Annotated in this window: 17 protein-coding genes; 11 read left to right on the plus strand and 6 right to left on the minus strand. The window is 71.2% G+C overall.

What is annotated here, in order from left to right; all coding sequences use genetic code 11:
- Nucleotides 1-107: 107 nt before the first annotated feature.
- The gene (locus NR792_RS34580) at nt 108-1,139 is read left to right on the plus strand and encodes a hypothetical protein (protein ID WP_375756972.1); all 1,032 of its coding nucleotides are present in this window, start codon (nt 108-110) and stop codon (nt 1,137-1,139) included.
- A gap of 86 nt (nt 1,140-1,225) precedes the next feature.
- On the opposite strand, the gene NR792_RS34585 is transcribed toward NR792_RS34580, so the two are convergent.
- Nucleotides 1,226-1,639 (minus strand): hypothetical protein, encoded by a 414-nt coding sequence (locus tag NR792_RS34585; RefSeq protein ID WP_375756973.1) that lies wholly within the window; start codon nt 1,637-1,639, stop codon nt 1,226-1,228.
- A 352-nt stretch (nt 1,640-1,991) separates the two neighbouring features.
- On the opposite strand from NR792_RS34585, the gene NR792_RS34590 reads away from it, so the two are divergent.
- The 3 genes from NR792_RS34590 to NR792_RS34600 all read left to right on the plus strand — a co-directional run bounded on the left by NR792_RS34590 (nt 1,992) and on the right by NR792_RS34600 (nt 5,700).
- Complete coding sequence (locus tag NR792_RS34590; protein WP_375756974.1) at nt 1,992-3,017, plus strand: lipase family protein; 1,026 nt, start codon at nt 1,992-1,994, stop codon at nt 3,015-3,017.
- 399 nt (nt 3,018-3,416) lie between these two features.
- The gene (locus tag NR792_RS34595; RefSeq protein ID WP_375756975.1) at nt 3,417-4,229 is read left to right on the plus strand and encodes a hypothetical protein; all 813 of its coding nucleotides are present in this window, start codon (nt 3,417-3,419) and stop codon (nt 4,227-4,229) included.
- A gap of 319 nt (nt 4,230-4,548) precedes the next feature.
- Nucleotides 4,549-5,700, plus strand: a complete 1,152-nt coding sequence (locus NR792_RS34600) for an LOG family protein (protein WP_375756976.1) — start codon at nt 4,549-4,551, stop codon at nt 5,698-5,700.
- A gap of 18 nt (nt 5,701-5,718) precedes the next feature.
- Here NR792_RS34600 and NR792_RS34605 read toward each other — a convergent pair whose 3' ends face one another.
- Together NR792_RS34605 and NR792_RS34610 are read right to left on the minus strand one after the other, a co-directional pair.
- Nucleotides 5,719-6,303: a ThiF family adenylyltransferase gene (locus NR792_RS34605; protein ID WP_375756977.1), complete on the minus strand. Its 585-nt coding sequence runs from the start codon at nt 6,301-6,303 to the stop codon at nt 5,719-5,721.
- An 11-nt stretch (nt 6,304-6,314) separates the two neighbouring features.
- Nucleotides 6,315-6,563 carry a hypothetical protein gene (locus NR792_RS34610; RefSeq protein WP_338266569.1) on the minus strand — a complete coding sequence of 83 codons (249 nt, stop codon included), beginning with the start codon at nt 6,561-6,563 and terminating at the stop codon, nt 6,315-6,317.
- Between the two features lie 166 nt (nt 6,564-6,729).
- On the opposite strand from NR792_RS34610, the gene nfi reads away from it, so the two are divergent.
- The 6 genes from nfi to NR792_RS34640 all read left to right on the plus strand — a co-directional run bounded on the left by nfi (nt 6,730) and on the right by NR792_RS34640 (nt 12,447).
- On the plus strand, nt 6,730-7,446 hold the full coding sequence (nfi, locus tag NR792_RS34615; protein WP_375756978.1) for a deoxyribonuclease V: 717 nt from the start codon (nt 6,730-6,732) through the stop codon (nt 7,444-7,446).
- Nucleotides 7,443-7,658 carry a DUF2905 domain-containing protein gene (locus tag NR792_RS34620; RefSeq protein WP_375756979.1) on the plus strand — a complete coding sequence of 72 codons (216 nt, stop codon included), beginning with the start codon at nt 7,443-7,445 and terminating at the stop codon, nt 7,656-7,658. The genes nfi and NR792_RS34620 overlap by 4 nt, the downstream gene beginning before the upstream one ends.
- 338 nt (nt 7,659-7,996) lie before the next feature.
- Complete coding sequence (locus NR792_RS34625) at nt 7,997-10,345, plus strand: GMC family oxidoreductase N-terminal domain-containing protein (RefSeq protein ID WP_375756980.1); 2,349 nt, start codon at nt 7,997-7,999, stop codon at nt 10,343-10,345.
- 102 nt (nt 10,346-10,447) lie between these two features.
- Entirely contained in the window at nt 10,448-10,963 is a 516-nt protein-coding gene (locus tag NR792_RS34630) for a DUF2267 domain-containing protein (RefSeq protein WP_375756981.1), read from the plus strand.
- 45 nt (nt 10,964-11,008) lie between these two features.
- Nucleotides 11,009-11,266, plus strand: a complete 258-nt coding sequence (locus tag NR792_RS34635) for an acyl-CoA-binding protein (RefSeq protein ID WP_338266578.1) — start codon at nt 11,009-11,011, stop codon at nt 11,264-11,266.
- Nucleotides 11,267-11,277: 11 nt separating this feature from the next.
- Entirely contained in the window at nt 11,278-12,447 is a 1,170-nt protein-coding gene (locus NR792_RS34640) for a metallophosphoesterase (protein ID WP_375756982.1), read from the plus strand.
- A 9-nt stretch (nt 12,448-12,456) separates the two neighbouring features.
- Here the strand turns inward: NR792_RS34640 and NR792_RS34645 are convergent, their stop codons facing one another.
- The 3 genes from NR792_RS34645 to NR792_RS34655 all read right to left on the minus strand — a co-directional run bounded on the left by NR792_RS34645 (nt 12,457) and on the right by NR792_RS34655 (nt 15,885).
- Nucleotides 12,457-12,885 (minus strand): hypothetical protein, encoded by a 429-nt coding sequence (locus NR792_RS34645; RefSeq protein ID WP_375756983.1) that lies wholly within the window; start codon nt 12,883-12,885, stop codon nt 12,457-12,459.
- A 62-nt stretch (nt 12,886-12,947) separates the two neighbouring features.
- Nucleotides 12,948-14,105 (minus strand): hypothetical protein, encoded by a 1,158-nt coding sequence (locus NR792_RS34650; protein ID WP_375756984.1) that lies wholly within the window; start codon nt 14,103-14,105, stop codon nt 12,948-12,950.
- A gap of 16 nt (nt 14,106-14,121) precedes the next feature.
- Nucleotides 14,122-15,885 carry a VWA domain-containing protein gene (locus NR792_RS34655; protein ID WP_375756985.1) on the minus strand — a complete coding sequence of 588 codons (1,764 nt, stop codon included), beginning with the start codon at nt 15,883-15,885 and terminating at the stop codon, nt 14,122-14,124.
- A 488-nt stretch (nt 15,886-16,373) separates the two neighbouring features.
- Here NR792_RS34655 and NR792_RS34660 point away from each other — a divergent pair, with 488 nt between their 5' ends.
- The gene (locus NR792_RS34660) at nt 16,374-17,045 is read left to right on the plus strand and encodes an RNA polymerase sigma factor (RefSeq protein WP_120554282.1); all 672 of its coding nucleotides are present in this window, start codon (nt 16,374-16,376) and stop codon (nt 17,043-17,045) included.
- The last annotated feature ends 26 nt before the right edge of the window (nt 17,046-17,071 follow it).

A 17,071-nucleotide genomic window follows, 5' to 3' on the forward strand; every position in this document is an offset into this window, starting at 1 on the left:
CAGGTCTGGAGCCGCCGCGCCCGCTCCGAGGCGCGGTGGACCCCCCTTGCGGCGGCGCGTGAGACACCACTACAAACGCGCCGCTGCTCAATCCGAGGGGGTTTTGCGTGTATCGAAAGAATGTCCTTGGCGCGCTGTTCGCGCTGGGGTTGCTGACGGCGGTGACTGCCCAGGCCGAGGTGGTGTTCGCCCAGGCCACCTTCCTGCTCAACAAGAACCAGCTCTCCGCGGTGAACTACCGCGGCAAGGGCGTGGCCATCCCCGTGGGGGCGAAGGTCGCGGTCATCGACCGGGACGACGACGAGATTCGCTGCAAGGTGATGGACTCGGGCGCCGAGTTCCGGTTCGTGACGCACCGCAGTCTGGGCAAGCCCATCAACGTGCTGTTCGCCGGCTTCTTCGCTCCGGAGGACCCCGCCGCGCGCATCGCCGCGCTGTCGCCCGAGGACCAGAAGCAGGTCCGGGCCGGGGAGCTGGCGCGGGGCATGTCGCGCGAGGCCGTGCTGCTGACGGCCGGTCCGCCGCCGCCGCACCGCACGCCGTCGCTCCAGGGCAACCGCTGGACGTACTGGAGCTCGAAGTTCTCCACGTTCGAGGTGGAGTTCGGTCCGGACGGGAAGGTCGTGCGGGTTGGCGACGAGCCCGTGGCCCCCGCCCCCCCGCCGCCCCCGGTGGAGAAGACCTATTACTACGCGACCGCGAACTTCCATTTCGACGACGGCACCGTGTCCTGGGTGAACTACCTCAAGGGGCCCATCATCCCGTTCAACGCGCGGGTCGAGGTGCTGGACAAGGGCTCGTCCTCCGTGAAGTTCAAGGTCGTGGAGACCGGCGCGGAGCTGGAGTTCGAGAACGACTCGCGCTCGGGTTCGGAGACGTGGAAGCTGTTCCAGGCGTCGTTCGCGCTGGAGGACCAGGCCGCCAGGCTCCAGGCCCTGTCGCCGGATGACCGCAAGAAGGTCTCCGCGTCGGAGGTGGAGCCCGGCATGAGCCGCGAGGCCGTGCGCATGGCGTGGGGCCCGCCGCCTCCGCATGAGACGCCCTCGTTCAACTCCAGCACCTGGACGTACTGGAAGTCGAAGACGTCCAAGGTGCGGGTGAAGTTCGGCAAGGACGACAAGGTCGCGTCCATCGAGTAGCCGCGTCCAGGACGTGATGCCAGAGAGGCGTGACAGCTCATCGCTGTCACGCCTCTTTGTTTCACGGCGTCTGGCTTTGCGTCAGGCTACTCCAGGCTCGGGGCCTGGCTCATGCCCGCCGTCAGGTCCTGCAGCGGCGACTGGGCCAGGGACAGCGCGCCGGTCGCGGCGCCACCCACGGCTCCCGCGACGCCCTTGACGCCTTCGGTGACGCCCTGCGCGCCCTGGGTGATGCCCTGCACCAGCTGGGCGATGCTGCCCAGCACGGAGGCGACGCCCTCCAGCACCTTGCTCAGCTCTGCGGCCTTGCCCCCGATGCCACCGGCGTCGAAGCCGTCCGTCTTCAGGGCCGACATCAGGTCGAAACCCTTGCCGCCCGGCTTCTGGGCGGAGGCGGAGGCATCCACGGAGCCCGGGATGCTGGGGGCGCGGGGAGGAGCGGACTCCTGGATGGGGGAGCGGAAGGAAGCGGGGCTGCTGCCAATGGGGGAGACGGCCATGACGGGGCTCTTTTCAGGAAGGGGAGCAAGTGCTGCGTTCAGCGACGAGGACACACATAGCAGCGGATGTGCCAACGCCCCGGCACCGGCAGGGCCCTCGCAAGCCGTTGATCTTGTTTGAGAGGCGCGTGGCGCTGGCCTCGCCAACGGCAGCCCTCCTGGTGACTGCCGTCAGGGCGCTGATGTTTCCAGTCACCAGTCGCGTGGAGGTGTTGGGCGACGTGTCGGTCGACGCGTCGAAAGCGCGCGAGCACGCCCGCGCCGCGAGGTCTTCCGAGGGAGCGGCGTGCGGCATGGGCGCTGCAATCAGGTCCCGGCAATTCCACCCGCCACATGTTCCTGGGAGTTGATCATGACGACCTCGTCCGTTGCCGCCGCCCGTCCGCAGCCGAGCCCGCTCTCCACGCCGATTCAGCCCGTGCTGGACGCGACCCAGGTGCTGGGCATGGGGCAGGGCGTGGTCGCGGCCTACGCCTCCTTCAACGGCAAGGATTACTCCGTGCCTTCGGGCTGGACGCAGGCGGACAGCCTCACGGCGTGGGTGCCGCAGAAGGGCGGGGTCGCGGAGGCGTTCGGCCTGTGGTTCACCTCCGGCGCGGACTCGAGCACGGCGATGCTGGCGCTGCGAGGGACCGTGACGTCGGCGGACACGAGCGCGGACGAGCAGTACGCCACCACGTCCTTCGCGCCGTTCTCCGGCGCGGCGATGTCTCCCGTGCCGCAGGTGCACGGGGGCTTCTGGGGCATCTACACCGGCACGGGCACCGGCGTGCCGCAGTCGATGCAGGCGCAGGTGTTCGCGTGGCTGAAGGCAAACAGCATCCAGACGCTCTACGTGACGGGCCACAGCCTGGGCGGAGGGCTGGCGGAGTTGCTGGCGTTGGACCTGGCGGTGAGCCAGCCGTCACTGAGCGTCACCACCGTCACGTTCGCGGCGCCGAAGGCCGGGCTCGCGGATTCGTGGGGGACGGCCTACGCCCAGTACGTCACGAGTCCCGCGACGGTGCGCGTGGTGAACCAGTACGACGTGGTGCCCACGCTGCCGCCCTCGTGGCTGGCGCCCAACTACACGCAGGTGGGCGTGGAGTTCGACGTGCTCTTCTACAACACGCTCGGGGACACCAGCACGCAGGAGGCGACCATCCGGCACGAGATGGACAACTACCTCACCGTGCTCACCCAGGCGCTGCCCGCCACGCCCCAGCTGTACGTGGGCCCCTTCGCGGACGGCGTCTACACGGACAGCCAGGGCCACCCGCTCCAGGACACCAGCGTGGCACCCACCGCGGACGCCGTGGCGAGCGCGAAGGTGTCCGCGAAGGCCCTGCCGCAGCGTCCGGTGGCGCAGCCGCCGCGCCGTCAGGTGGCGGTGAAGTAGGCATCGCTCCCGCGCCCGACGCGGGTGGGGTCGCCATCGGCTACAATCGGGTTCTCAGTCCAGCGGGGGGGAACCGGCATGAGAGCTTGGAAACTCGGGTGGATGCTCGTCGTGATGGGAGTGGTGCTGCCGGGCTGCTCCACCCGAGACCCCGTCGTTGACGACGACAGGTGCACGCAGGATGCGGACTGCGGCCCGACCGAGCGGTGCGAGAGCGCGACAGGACAGTGCGTGGTCCGGGAGGAGCGGGACCCGCGGTGCACGGCCTCCGCCGACTGTCTGGCTTCAGAGGTCTGTGATGCCACGTCGAAGGTCTGCGTGCCCCGGTGTGCCGAGGACGCGGATTGTAGCGACGGCCGCACGTGCGACACGGCGACGGGCGAGTGCGGGGTCCCGGTGGTGCGGGACCTGTCGTGCACGCATGACTCGGACTGTCTGGGTTCCGAGCTCTGCCACCCCGCGGCGAAGGTCTGTGTCCAGACCTGCGAGTCCAGCGCGGACTGCCCGGACACCGCGAAGACCTGCACGGCGTTGAGCGCCACCGTCCTCCAGAAGGTGTGCAAGTGCTCCACGGATGCGCTGTGCAACAGCAACCAGGGCGGCTCCGAGCTGGTGTGTTCCATCCCGCACGACGTGTGCACGCCGAAGTGCACGACGGATGCGCAGTGCGGCACGGGCGAGGTCTGCGACACCCAGACGGGGCATTGCAAGGAGTCGGGCGGCAGCGATCCGTTCTGCACGGGTGAGGGCCAATCGACCTGCGACTACGGCACGCACTCCTGCCGCCAGGGACTGTGCGTAGCGCTCCCGGCGCCGACCTGCCTGAACTACGAGAACTTCCAGGACAAGGACCGGCTTGGGACCACGGGGCCCATCCTCTATGACGCCCGGATGGTGGGCACCACGATGGACGCGGCCGCCTGCGGGGAGGCGACGCCGAAGGTCGTCAGGGTCGCCCTCTCCGCGTACTCCAGCGTGCCCTTCCCGACGACCAGGGATCAGCTGGGAGGCTTCTTCCGGGTGAAGGTGGAGGGGGCGCTCCTGTCTGGAGCATCACAGGTGTTCTCCGGAGCCGACTACACCGTGCTGGGCGCGGACCGGCAGCGCGCGGAGATCATCGTGAGCCTCTGCGCGAGCTCGTCGAGCACCACCCTCTCGTCGGCCTTCTACTTCACGGGGGGAAACTTCCTCTGCTACCAGGCTCATTTCTAGGCACCGGGAGCAAGGAACCTGTCCGCCTGCGCGGCTGAAATGACGAGCTCCCAGGTCACGACAAGGGCCGGGTCCCCCTTCGGGAACCCGGCCCTGGCCATGCCTCCCGGCTTACGGGAGGCGGGTGCGAACGTCAGGTCCCGGGCGCACTGCCACGGAAGGATGCGGTGGCCCGCTCCAGGTTCTCCGGAGAGGCCACCTTCGTGGCGGGTCGCTTCGGGTCAAGCGCGTTTCGGATCTGCAATGGGCATCCCTCCTTTCTGGGGAGGACCGACGGGGCGATAATCCCGTTCCTGACACGCACCTCGCGGAGACCCCCATGACGGAACTCGAGACCCTGGCTGCCTTCGAGCAGCACCTGCGCGACGGCCGGAGCCTCGCCAACGTCATCCTCCAGGGGCTGGACCTGCGCGCGTGGGGTGACGCGCTGCTGAAGGCGGACCTCACCGGCACGGTCTTCCTGGGCTGTCTGCTGGAGCCCGCGACCTTGTCCCGCGTCATCGAGCGGGGCGCCATGGTGTTCCCGCCGTTCTCCGGGCTGCCCTACTGCCCGTACCGCAGCAGCCTCTACACGCCGGAGGAGCTGTACGCGGGCTTCGACCCGACCCTTCCGGACACCTACGCGGACACGCTGGACGCGCGCATCTACGCGCACTGGAACTCGCGCGGCGGGGCCCACCCGCCGTCCATCCTGGAGACCCTGGCGCAGCGGCTTCACGACCACGCCATCAGCGACGCGCTGGAGGATGCGCTGCTGGACCAGGGCAAGCCCCGCCGGGTGGTGGCCATCATGGGTGGGCACTCGATGTTGCGGGGACAGGAGGACTACCGCTCCGTGGCGGAGCTGGCCCGTTCGCTGGCGCGCCTGGGCTTCTTCCTGGTGAGCGGCGGCGGCCCGGGCGCCATGGAGGCCACGCACCTGGGCGCGTGGTTCGCTGGACGGGCGGATGAGGACCTGGACGCGGCGCTCGCGGTCCTGTCCCGGGCTCCGTCCTACAAGGACCGGGACTGGCTGGCGCGGGCCTTCGAGGTGCGCGCCACCTGGCCCCTGCGCGACGCGGCGGCGATGGGCGACAGCCTGGGCATCCCCACCTGGCTCTACGGCCACGAGCCGCCCAACCCCTTCGCCACGCGCATCGCGAAGTACTTCGCCAACAGCGTGCGCGAGGAGGGCCTGCTCACCATCGCGCGGGGCGGCGTCGTCTACTCACCCGGCAGCGCGGGTACCGTGCAGGAGATCTTCCAGGACGCCTGCCAGAACCACTACAACACCGTGGGCGTCATCAGCCCGATGCTCTTCCTGGGCCGCGAGTTCTGGACGAAGACCCGGCCCGTGTACCCGCTGCTGGAGCACCTGGCCCGGGGACATGACTACGCGCGCCACCTGCTGCTCACGGACTCGAAGGAGGACATCGTCCAGGCGCTCGTGCGCTTCGACAAGGAGCACGACGCCCTGTCGCGGGCGGGCTGAGGGGGCCGGCTCGGAGGCTCAGCCCTGACCCGCGACCGGGGTGACGGCGTCGAGGTTCACGAAGGCGTCCCGCTTCACCCCGTGCTTGCGGAAGTCCTGCACCGCCCGCGCGAGCGTCGCGGCCAGCAGCCCCAGGAGCGGCAGGTGCTCGCCGCCCTCGCAGGTGGCCTGGCCGTGCGTGTCCTCGGCGTCCGGCGTGAAGCGCTCATCCCAGCGCACCAGCCCGAACGTGCCGTCCGCGGACACCGCGCCGTGCACCAGCGGCGTGCCCGTCTTCCGGGCGTGGTCGCTGAGCAGCTGGCGGCTGTCCTGGTTGTCGAAGCCGTCCACCAGCAGGTCCGCGCCCTTGCAGAGCGCCTCCACGTTGTCGCGCGTGAGGCGCACGCCGAAGGCCTCCGCCTTCACGCCGTGCAGGTTGTGCAGCTGGAGCTTCAGCGCCTCCGCCTTGTTCTTTCCGACGGACGGCTTCACGTAGGCCTGCGACAGCAGGTTCTTCGACTCCACCCGGTCGAAGTCGATGAACACCAACGTCGCGTCCAGGTTGCGGCACAGCAGCGCCGCCGTGGACCCGATGGCCCCCACGCCACAGAAGACGATGCGCATGGCGGCGGTCCTCAGCACGCCCCGAAGGGCACCTTCGGACGCAGGTAGATGCGCTCCTCACCGTGCGCGCCCCGGAAGCGGTCCACGACGTAGTGCTGGAAGGCCTCGTCCCGCAGCTCGAAGCGGTGCAGACCGGGCACGCCGCCCGAGCGCACCAGCTCCACCGCGATGCGGCGCACGTCGGTGTCGCTGATGTGCCGCTCCAGCTCCACCGGCACGTCCGCCGAGTGTCCATCGAGGGTGATGTTGAGCGTCGCCATGGCTTCGAGCCTCCAGGAAGGGAACCCTGGCCCGGGACGGCGCCTCCAGGCGCTTCCTGACAACCCCGCCCGGCCGATGTCCGTCCTCTCCTGGACGCAGGGGAAGCGAGCAGCGGTCACGCCCCGGCCAGACGATGCACAGTGTTGGGTTCACGGGAGGAGACCCATGGAGTCACCACGAGCACCGCATGACTGGAACGTGACGCCCACGGAGGCCGTGGCGCTGCAGAAGCGCCTGCGCGAGCAGCTCATCCTCGAACCGCCCCCGGGCCTGCGCATCACCCGCCTGGCAGGCGCGGACATCTCCACGGAGAAGGGCAATGACACGGGCTATGGCGGCATGGTGGTGCTCGACGCCGCGACGCTCGAGCCGGTGGCCCGCGCCGTGGCCGCGGTGCCGCTGACGTTCCCCTATGTCCCCGGCCTGCTGTCCTTCCGTGAGCTGCCGGTGCTGGCCGCCGTCTGGGCACGGCTCACCGTCCGCCCCGACGTGCTCGTCTTCGACGGCCAGGGCACCGCGCACCCGCGACGGCTGGGCATCGCCTGCCATGGCGGGCTGCTGTTCGACATCCCGTCCATCGGCTGTGCCAAGTCGCTGCTGGTGGGCACGCCCGGGAAGCTCGCGGAGCGGCGGGGCGCCACGTCCCCCATCACCCATAAGGGGGAAGTGGTGGGCATGGCGGTCCGCACCCGCGCGGGCGTCAGCCCCGTGTACGTCTCTCCCGGCCACCGCATGGACCTGGACACCGCCGTGGAGTGGGTGTTGAAGGCGAGCCCCCGCTACCGCGAGCCGGAGACGACGCGCCACGCGCACCGGCTGGTGAATGCCTTCCGCCGCGCGGGAGGCGAGGCCGCGGAGCTGGAGGAGGGGAGTCCCGCATGAAGTCCATGGGCCTGATGCTGGTGGTGGCGGGCCTGGGGCTCATCGTCGTGGGGCTGCTGGTGTGGGCCGGGGCCTTCTCCTGGTTCGGCCGGCTTCCGGGCGACATCCGCGTGGAGAGCGGCCACACGCGCTTCTTCGCGCCGCTGGCGTCCATGCTCGTCATCTCCGTGCTGCTGAGCCTGGGCGCCTGGGTGCTGCGCCGCTTCTTCTAAGTCCTCAGGACTTGAGGCGTGTCCCCGTCGGCGGCGCACCGCGCGAACCTGTCCGACAGTCGGACAGGTTTGGGACGACCGGGGCCCGGGAGGATTTCCGCTCAAGAACGCGCGCCCTTCACGTCTGTCCGGCAGGACCCGACCGGGCAGGTGGGCCGCCTGCTGTCCGGGCGGGCAGGAGGGAGCCTGTCCAGGGGGACAGGCAGGGGCCCCAGCTGGACGGGGAGTGGATCCGCGCCGTTGAACCGCGCAGCATGCGGCCCCTCGCTGGCGTCACCGGTGGGGAATAAAAAGGCAGCATCCGGAAGAGGGCGGCGGTCAGGCCGCCAGGAGCGAGCATGCGCAGGCTGTCGTCCCCGTGGAGCGAGCTGGCATCACACTACCCCGTGGTTGTCGTGGGGTCGGGCTACGGCGGCGGCATCTCCGCCAGCCGGCTGGCGCGCGCGGGACAGCAGGTCTGCGTGCTGGAGCGCGGTCGGGAAATGCACCCGGGTGAGATGCCGCGCACGCCCGCGCAGGCCGTGGCCGAGTTCCAGCTCCACTGCGCTCCGGGCCAGGGCGACCTGGATGTGGGCAGCCCCACGGGCCTCATCGAGGTCCACCGCAACGGCGACGTGTCCGTCATCGACGGCTGTGGCCTGGGCGGCACGTCGCTCATCAACGCCGGCGTGACGATGCGGCCCGACCCTCGCGTGTTCGAGGACCCCCGCTGGCCGGAGGCCCTGCGCGCCGACGTGCATGGCCTGCTGGAGGACGGCTTCGCGCACGCGGAGCTGATGCTGCGGCCCCTGCCATACCCGGAGGACCATCCGCCCCTGCAGAAGCTCAAGACGTTCGGCATCTCCGCGGAGAAGCTGGGCGGACGGATGACGCGGCCTCCGGTGGCGGTGACGTTCGAGGCGGGCGTCAACGCCGCGGGTGTGCGGCAGCCGGGGTGCTCGCTGTGCGGTGACTGCGCCACGGGCTGCAACACCGGCGCGAAGAACACCGTGCTGATGAACTACCTGCCGGATGCCCACGCGCACGGGGCCCGCATCTTCACCGAGGTGGCGGTGCGCGCGGTGGTGCCGGACGGCGCGAAGTGGCGCGTCTACTACCGGCCCCTCAACACCGGCCGCGAGCGCTTCGACGCGCCCGACGCCTGGCTCACCGCGGACCGGGTCATCCTCGCGGCGGGCACCATGGGCACGGCGGAGATCCTCCTGCGCTCGCGCGAGCGCGGCCTGCCCGTGTCGTCGAAGCTGGGCCACCGCTTCAGCAGCAACGGCGACGTGCTGGCCTTCGGCTACAACCTGGACATGCCCGTCCACGGCGTGGGCCACGGCGAGCAGGACCACGAGACGCGCGACCCGGTAGGCCCCTGCATCGCGGGCGTCATCGACCAGCGCGACACCGCGCGGCTGGACGAGGGGATGATCATCGAGGAGGGCGCCATCCCCGGCGCGCTCGCGTCGCTGATGCCCGCGGCGCTCGCCGGGGCCGCAGCGCTGGTGGGCGAGGACACCGACGAGGGCATCCTGGACTGGGTGCAGGAACGGCTGCGCCAGGCGGACAGCCTGGTGCGCGGCCCGGACCACGGCGCGGTGGAGCACACGCAGACGCTGATGGTGATGTCGCACGACGAGGGCAAGGGCGAGCTGCGGCTGGAGCACGACCGCGTGCGCCTGCACTGGCCGGACGCCGGCCGCGACCCGCAGCTCACCCGCATCGAGGAGCGCCTGCGCCGGGCCACCGCCGCGCTGGGCGGCACCTTCGTGCGCTACCCGCTCTGGTCCGAGGCCTTCGGCAAGGAGCTGCTGTGCACGCACCCGCTGGGCGGCTGTGTCATGGCCGACCGGGCGGAGGACGGCGTGGTGGACCACGAAGGGCGCGTCTTCTCCAGCGCCTCCGGCCGCGCGGTGCATGAAGGGCTGTACGTGTCCGACGGGTCGGTGGTGCCGCGCTCGCTGGGCATCAACCCGCTGCTCACCATCTCCGCCGTCGCCGAGCGCGCCTGCGCGCTGATGGCCCGGCGCCATGGGTGGACCATCGACTACGCGCCGCTGCCGGAGGCGGAGGCCTGTCCGGCCCCCGGGCCCGTGGGCGTCCGCTTCACGGAGACGATGCACGGCTTCGTGTCCGGTGACGTGAAGGCCCCGCACCTGGAGGCCGGGGACCCGGAGCGCGACGACGCCACGCCCCTGCGCTTCGTGCTCACCGTGACGGCCGAGGACCTGGACGCGACGCTGCGCGACGAGCGCCACCCCCTGAAGCTGATGGGCACGGTGACGGCGCCGGTGCTGTCGTCCCGCCCGCTGGTGGTGACGCGCGGCGAGCTGCGCCTGATGACCCGCGAGCACGCTCGGCCGGGCGGCCAGCGGATGGAGTACCTGCTCCACCTGCTCAGCGAGGCCGGCGAGGCCTACTACCTGGAGGGCTATAAGGACCTCTATGACGACCCGGGCCTGGACCTGTGGAAGGACACCACGACGCTGTTCGTGTCCCTGCACCGGGGAGACGGGCCGGAGGCGCCGTGCATCGGCCGGGGCTTCCTGCGGCTGACCGCGGAGGAGTTCGCCCGCCAGCTCACCACCCTGCGCGTGCTCAACGCCCGGGATGGCGTGCACCGGGCGGAGGCCCTGGCCCGCTTCGGCGGCTTCTTCTTCGGCGCCCTCTGGGACACCTACGTCCGCCGCGTGGCCGCCTAGCAGTCAGGCAGCCGGCGGACAGTCCAGCAGTCCGCGATGACGTGCCCGCCGAGGCGGGCGTGGGCACCCTGTTACCCACCGGGACCGACAGGGAGGACCCCCATGGCTGAAGACCGTGATCCGCAGCGCCGTTCGGGCACACCCCAGGACGAGGAGCCCGCGGAGGAGCGGCGCGAGCTGTCCATCGAGGAGCGGCGTGCGCGGCGCAGTGCGATGCGGGCCAGTCAGACGTATGCCCGCTTCATCGACCACCTCTGTGAGCGGGGAGGCATGTCCCCGAGCGTCGCCCAGCAGGCGGCCGTCTCCGTGCTCTGCGGCCTGGAGCAGCGCATCCAGGTGGAGGAGTCGCACGACCTGGAGGCACAGCTGCCGCGCAAGCTCACGGAGCTGCTGCACCGCTGTGAACGCCACGACGCCGAGCCCCGTCCGGAGAAGTTCGGCCGCGACGAGCTCCTGAAGCAGGTGGGCGAGGACCTGGCCTTGCATCCGGACGCCGTGGAGCCCGTGGTGCGCGCGGTGATGGACGCCGTCCGCCATCAGATCAGCGAAGGCGAGGCGGAGGACGTGAGCGCCCAGCTGCCGGAGGACATCCGCCACCTTTGGCTGCCGACGATGTGAAGCGGGCTGTTAAGGTCTCCGGCACACGCTTGCCGGAGACCGCGCATGGCCCTCGATGATGACTTCAGCGCCGCCCAGACCCGGGTGAAGACGCTGTCCAAGGCCCCCTCGAACGACACGCTGCTGGAGCTGTACTCCCTCTACAAGCAGGGCACCGAAGGGGACGTGCAGGGCAAGCGCCCCGGCATGCTCGATATCAAGGGGCGCGCGAAGTACGACGCGTGGGCCGGCCGCAAGGGGCTGGCGAAGGACGCCGCGAAGCAGCAGTACGTGGCGCTCGTGGACCGGCTCCTGCGCGGATAGCCACGGCCTTCATGCCCCAATGGCTCCGGATGGCGCTGTTCCTCGTGCCGGTCACCACGCTGCTCGCGGTGGCGCACGTCTACCTGTACCGCCGCCTGGTGCGCGACGTGACGGCGAGCAAGGCGCTGCGCCGCGCGGGGATGGGGCTCTTCGCCGGGGGGCTCGTGGGCTCCCTGGGCGCCCGGATGGTGGGGGCGATGTTCTCCTCCGAGGTGGCGTGGTGGACGGGCATCGCGCTGCTGGTGTGGATGGGGCTGGTGCTCTACCTGCTCATGTTCACCCTGGGGCTGGACGTGGTGCGGGGCGTGCTCGCCCGCGTGCGCAAGGCCCCGGAGCCGCCGTCCCCCGAGCGCCGGGCCTTCCTCGCGCGAGGGATGGCCGCGGGCGCCACCGTGGCGGGCGCGACGGTGAGCAGCTTCGGCGCCTGGCGCGCGTTCCATCCGCCGGACGTGCGCGACATCCCGGTGCGGCTGCCCGGGCTGCCCAAGGCGCTGGAGGGCTTCACGCTGGTGCAGCTCACGGACATCCACATCGGCGGTGTGTTGCAGCGCCGCTTCGTGGATGAGCTGGTGGCGCGCACCAACGCGCTCAAGCCGGACCTCATCGCCGTGACGGGCGACCTGGTGGACGGCACGGTGCGGGAGCTGGGGCGCTACGTGGGCGGCTTCGGCGCGCTCCAGGCGCGGCACGGCGCGTACTTCGTCACCGGCAACCACGACTACTACTCCGGCGTGGAGGCGTGGACGGAGTTCGTCCGGGGGCTGGGCATCACAGTGCTGCGCAACCGCACCGTGTCCATTGGTGACGCGGGCGCGTCCTTCGACCTCATCGGCGTGGACGACTGGAGCGCGAGCCGGTTCGGTGAACCCGGTTATGACCTGGACGCGGCGCTGAAGGGGCGCAGGCCGGACCGCGCGTCGGTGCTGCTGGCGCACCAGCCCTCCAACTTCGAGGTGGTGGCGCAGCGCGGCCTGGGGCTCCAGGTTTCAGGCCATACGCACGGTGGACAGATGTTCCCGGGCAACGTGCTGGGCCACCTCATCTGGGGCGACCAGAACGCGGGCCTGAGCCAGCTGGGCCAGTCGCAGCTCTACGTCAGCCGCGGGTGCGGCTTCGTGGGCCCGCCCATGCGCGTCGCCGCGCCGCCGGAGATCGCCCGCATCATCCTGCTGCCGGGCTGAAGAAGAGGCTCACGGCTTGCGGTGGGCGCTGTCCAGGAGCAGGCCGTCCTCTTGGAGGAGGGTCGGGGCCTGCCGCGGACGGCCGTACAAGAGCCCCGAGGCGATGCGCAGCGGCGCGGCCCAGGGGGGCTCGTCGCTCACCAGCACGTCCTCGCCGCCGGTGCGGACCAACATGCCGTCGGGGGCCACCACGGAGAAGCGCAGCGGCCGGCCCAGCGCCACCTGGAGCGCGGCCATGGTCGTCTCGTCCTCCTGGGAGAAGCCGAGGGGGCCCTCGGGGTGGCTGTGGGTGATCTCCACCAGCGTGTCCCGCAGGCTCCAGATGGCTTCCCACCGTGCACGGGAGTCCGGAAGCGCCACGGGGTCGTCGAAGGAATCGCCCCACAGCACCGCGTCCTCCGGCCCGATGAGCAGGCACACCTCGCGCGTCGTCGACATGAAGTCCTTCCTCCCGAATGACCCGTACCGACGTGGTGAACGGGCCCGGTCGGACACGCGCTTCAGACGTGCCGCGTGATGACCAGCGCGTCCGTGTCGATGGCTTCCTTCAGGACCGACGGCAGGCTCTCCAGGGTGACCTGGGAGTCCGCGCCCGCCAGGCACACGCCCGCGTCACGCACGCGCAGCGTCGCGGCCTCCACCACCGTGACGAAGCGCTCGCCCATGAACGTGTAGACGACCTCCAGCAGGCCGTCCCCCAGACGGCGGTGGCCGAGCAGCCGCGCGCCGGCCTTGTCCAGCGCGCGCTCCACCCACGCGCCGACCTCCGACTCCGCACGCCAGCGCTCATGTCGCGTGGGGCCCCTTCCGTCCCGCGTGCCCTGGGGCCGGGCCCGGGCTGCTTCGCGTCCGGTTGGGTCGCCAGGGAAGGGCGACGGGCCGGGCTCCTGGCGCATCCGCGTCAGGGCCTCCCACCGTTCACGCTCACGCCCTGACAACGGCCGCGCGATCTCGCGCCCCTCCGCGTCCCGCCAGACCTCGGGCGCACCGTGCTCGCGGTGCGTCCACGCACGCGTCTGCGCTTCTTCGCGCCGGGCCTCCTGCTCCGCCTGCGTCCGGAGGAAGCGCGCACGCTCGTCCGCGAGCACACGCAGGCAGCGCTCCGCCTCCGCGCGTCCCTCGCGCGCCACGTCGAGCACCCGCGCACGGGCCTCCACGGGCGCGAACGGGATGCCCGTGCCGCGCGATGCCGCCTCCAGCACCGCGAAGCCGAACGCCGCGCGCAGCGACGCACTCACGCCACGCGCGTCCCCCAGCGCACGGTCCTCCTCCAGCGCGCGGCGCGCCGCCTCCTCCGCCTCGCCCTCGAACTCCACGCCCTCGAAGAGCAGCGTGCCGTCATGCCAGCGGCGCGCCGTCACCGGCGACAGGCGCGGCGGCTCCTCCTCCGGCATCAACGCCAGCGCCTCCGCCACCGCGCCCTCGCGCACCAGCCGCGTCCCCCAGACATGGCCCCGCACGCGCGGCAGCGCCTCCAACCCATCTGGAGACGCCGGCTCGCGCGCGGTGGCCTCGCGGCCCTTCACCTCGAAACGCCACCAGCCCGGGGCGACGGGCTGGGTGACGCGCAGGCGGCGTGAAGGCGCGTCCACGGTCCCGCCGCCGAAATACGGCAGCACCGCCGACTCCACCTTCCCGAGCAGCTTCCGGTAGTCCACGCCCCTGCCTCCGTCTTCACGCCACCTTCAGCAGCGGCGTGCTCATCACCCGGTCCACCCAGCCGGACTGGCTGGCCCCCGCCTCGCGCGGGGCGTCCACGAGCGCCTGGAGCACGCGCGGCACCTGGTAGGGGTCCGCGAACTGCCCCACGCTCACCTCGTTGAACGGTACGCCCAGCTGCTTCGCTCCCGAGCGCACCGTGCTGCCGCGCGCCCCCGCCACGCTCACCAGCAACGCCATGGCCGCCACGCTGTAGCCACACGCGTGGAAGGCCCGGGCGAACTGGTCGCCCGCCTCGCCCGCCTCGTCACCCACCACCATCACCACCAGCTTCGCCTCCGCCGGGATGCGCACGCCGGAGCGGTGCAGCGCGTGGACACCGGCCGCGTGCACCGTGCCGCCGGACGCCTTCAGCCCGGACAGCATGTGCTGCACCGCCGTGCGGTTGGGCGCCTTGGGCTTGAGCACCGTGCCCATGGTGTCGAACGCCGCCACGTGCAGCTTGTCCATCGGGAAGCCCGCGAGGATGCGCGACAGCGCCTCCTTGGACTGCTCGATGGCCCCCTCCATGGACCCGGACTTGTCGATGAGGAACATCACCCGCACGTCCGCCTCCGCCGTCGCCTCCGCCACCGCCTTCTTCACCGCGTTGTCGCTCGCCTCCTCCAGCTTGCGGCGCACGTCCTCGCTCCGGACGTTCTTCGCGATGTTCAGCGAGCGCTGGTCCGTCGCGTTCGCCACCGCCCGCTCCCAGCGCGCCTTCACGGAGGGCTCCTGCAGCAGGCCCAGGTCCTCCAGCGTGGGCGTCATCAGCCGCAGGTCGCGGTCCGACAACGACGGCAGCAGCGTCGCCAGGATGGCGGGCGTGAGGCCCACGTCCTTCGGCAGCCGGCCCACGACCTCCTTGTAGGAGAGCCGCTCCAGTTCAATCCACTCGCAGATCTCCGCCTCGGAGAGGCCGTCGAAGCGCTCGCGCTTCACCAGCGTCAGGCCCTGCAGGCCCACCTGCCGGTGGCCCCCGCCCGCCTGCTTCTGCTTCCAGCCGAGCACCTCGAAGAAGCCCTGTGACTGGGGCTTGTAGCCCGCCTTGCGCGCCAGCCGCTTCAGCGTCTCCTTGTAGCCCGCCTTCACCAGGCCCTGGAGCATGGGCAGGTTCGCCTCGCGCGCGGCCAGCCACTTCTGGGCCACGCGCTTCCAGCGGCCCAGGGGCGGCTTGCGCGACGCCGGGTCTCCGAAGCCCGCGGCGCGGTTGAGGCGGGCAATCTCCGGCGTCTCCAGCAGCTCCGCCACGCGCAGCACGGCCTTGGGCGTGAGCATCCGCGTGGAGCGGCGCACGTAGTGCAGCACCATGGCCTCGCCGATGGCGCGGTAGTCGTCGTCGTGGAAGGCGACCGCGCCCTGGCCGTCGCGCACGGGCTGGCCCGCGTGCTCCTGCACCAGCATCAGCGCGCAGGTGGCCACCTTCAGGTCGCGCCAGTCCGTCTGCGTCAGCGCGTACGACGCGAAGTGCGCCATCAGCATGGGGTTGAGGCGGTAGAGCTCCAAGAGCTGGCCGTACAGCTTCACCGCGGCGGGCACGAACAGGCCCGGCGCCACCTTGCGGCCGCGCGCCTGCGCCTTCGCGTCCGCGCTGGCGGCGGCCACCCAGGTGCCGTTCACGTCCAGGCCCGGGCGGTGATGCCACAGGTGGGCGGAGCCGCCGAGCACCACGTCGAGCAGCCGCTCGGCCGGTCCCCGCTGCGTCTCCGGAAGGGTCGTCTGGGTGCGAGCGGTGCTCATGGCGGTCGTCCCCCTTTCGGGACGCAAGGCATGCCCGGAAGGGCCGCCTGGAGTTGGGAGGGAAAAAGTGAGCGCCCGAGTGAGGAAGCCGGTTGGCTGAAACCCAAGTTCAGTGCCGGACCGCCGGCGGTCCCCCCGCCTTGCGAGCGGAGGGGTGGAGTCGAACCACGGCGTGTAGGGCCTCTTCGGCCGGGCGCTCGAAAGCGATGCGCCCCAGGACGCCCCCCCGGCCGGAAACCTGACCGCGCATTTCCCGGCCTTTTTCCGGGGGCTTGGAGGCCTGCTCCGTCCTCTATGGAGAAGACCCGCCGCGTCATTTTCGGGCCCGCGAAGAAAGCGTGTCAGGAAACGCGGGGGGCGGGAGTCGGGGGTTGGGGTAACCAGTCGGAGGCTGTCCGCGGATGCAACGTGCTACCTTGCCGCGCCACATCCCCGTAACCCAACCTCTCGGGATGAGGACGTCCCGGGACAGCCTCCAGGGTCCTCCGGTGTACGAGCAGCTCACGGATGAGGAATTGTTCGCGGAGGTGTCCCGCCGCCGCGCCACGGGCGAGGCCGTGGGAACCCCGCTGGGGGCCTTGTGCGCGCGATGGGCGCGCCCGGCCCGCTACGTCATCAGCAGGATTCAGGGCAGCTACGGACGCGGCTCCCCGGCGGACGCCGACGAGCTCTTCCAGGACGCGGTGGGGAAGTTCCTCGACCGGGGCCTGGACCAGTTCCGGGGCGTGTCCGAGCAGATGCCGGGCAGGAGCGCGTCTCCCAAGACGTTCTTCCTGCGCATCGTCAAGCACGTCGCCATCGACTTCTACCGGCGGCACCGGGAGGAGCTGGCGCCCGCGCCGGTGTCGCCCGATGACGTCATGGAAGAGACCCCGTCCGAGGTGGCCCGGGCGGTGGAAGGCGCACGGCGTCGCGAGGAGCGCGCCGAGGCGCAGGAGCTGTACTGGGCCGCCTACGCCAGGCTCCAGCAGGAGCACCCCAAGGAGGCTTCCGCATGGGAGCTGTATCACCACGAGGACGTGGAGGATCACGAGGAATGCGCACGCCGTTTGGACATCAGCGTGGTGAACTCGTACAAGCGCGTCAGCCGCGCCCAGGCATACCTGCGCCTGTACCTGCTGGAGCTGCAGCGGGACGGACTGCCGGAGGAGCCGTCGTGACGCCCCGCGGGGGGCAGATGTCCTCC

Source organism: Corallococcus exercitus, from assembly GCF_042231735.1.
Classification (GTDB): domain Bacteria; phylum Myxococcota; class Myxococcia; order Myxococcales; family Myxococcaceae; genus Corallococcus; species Corallococcus exercitus_B.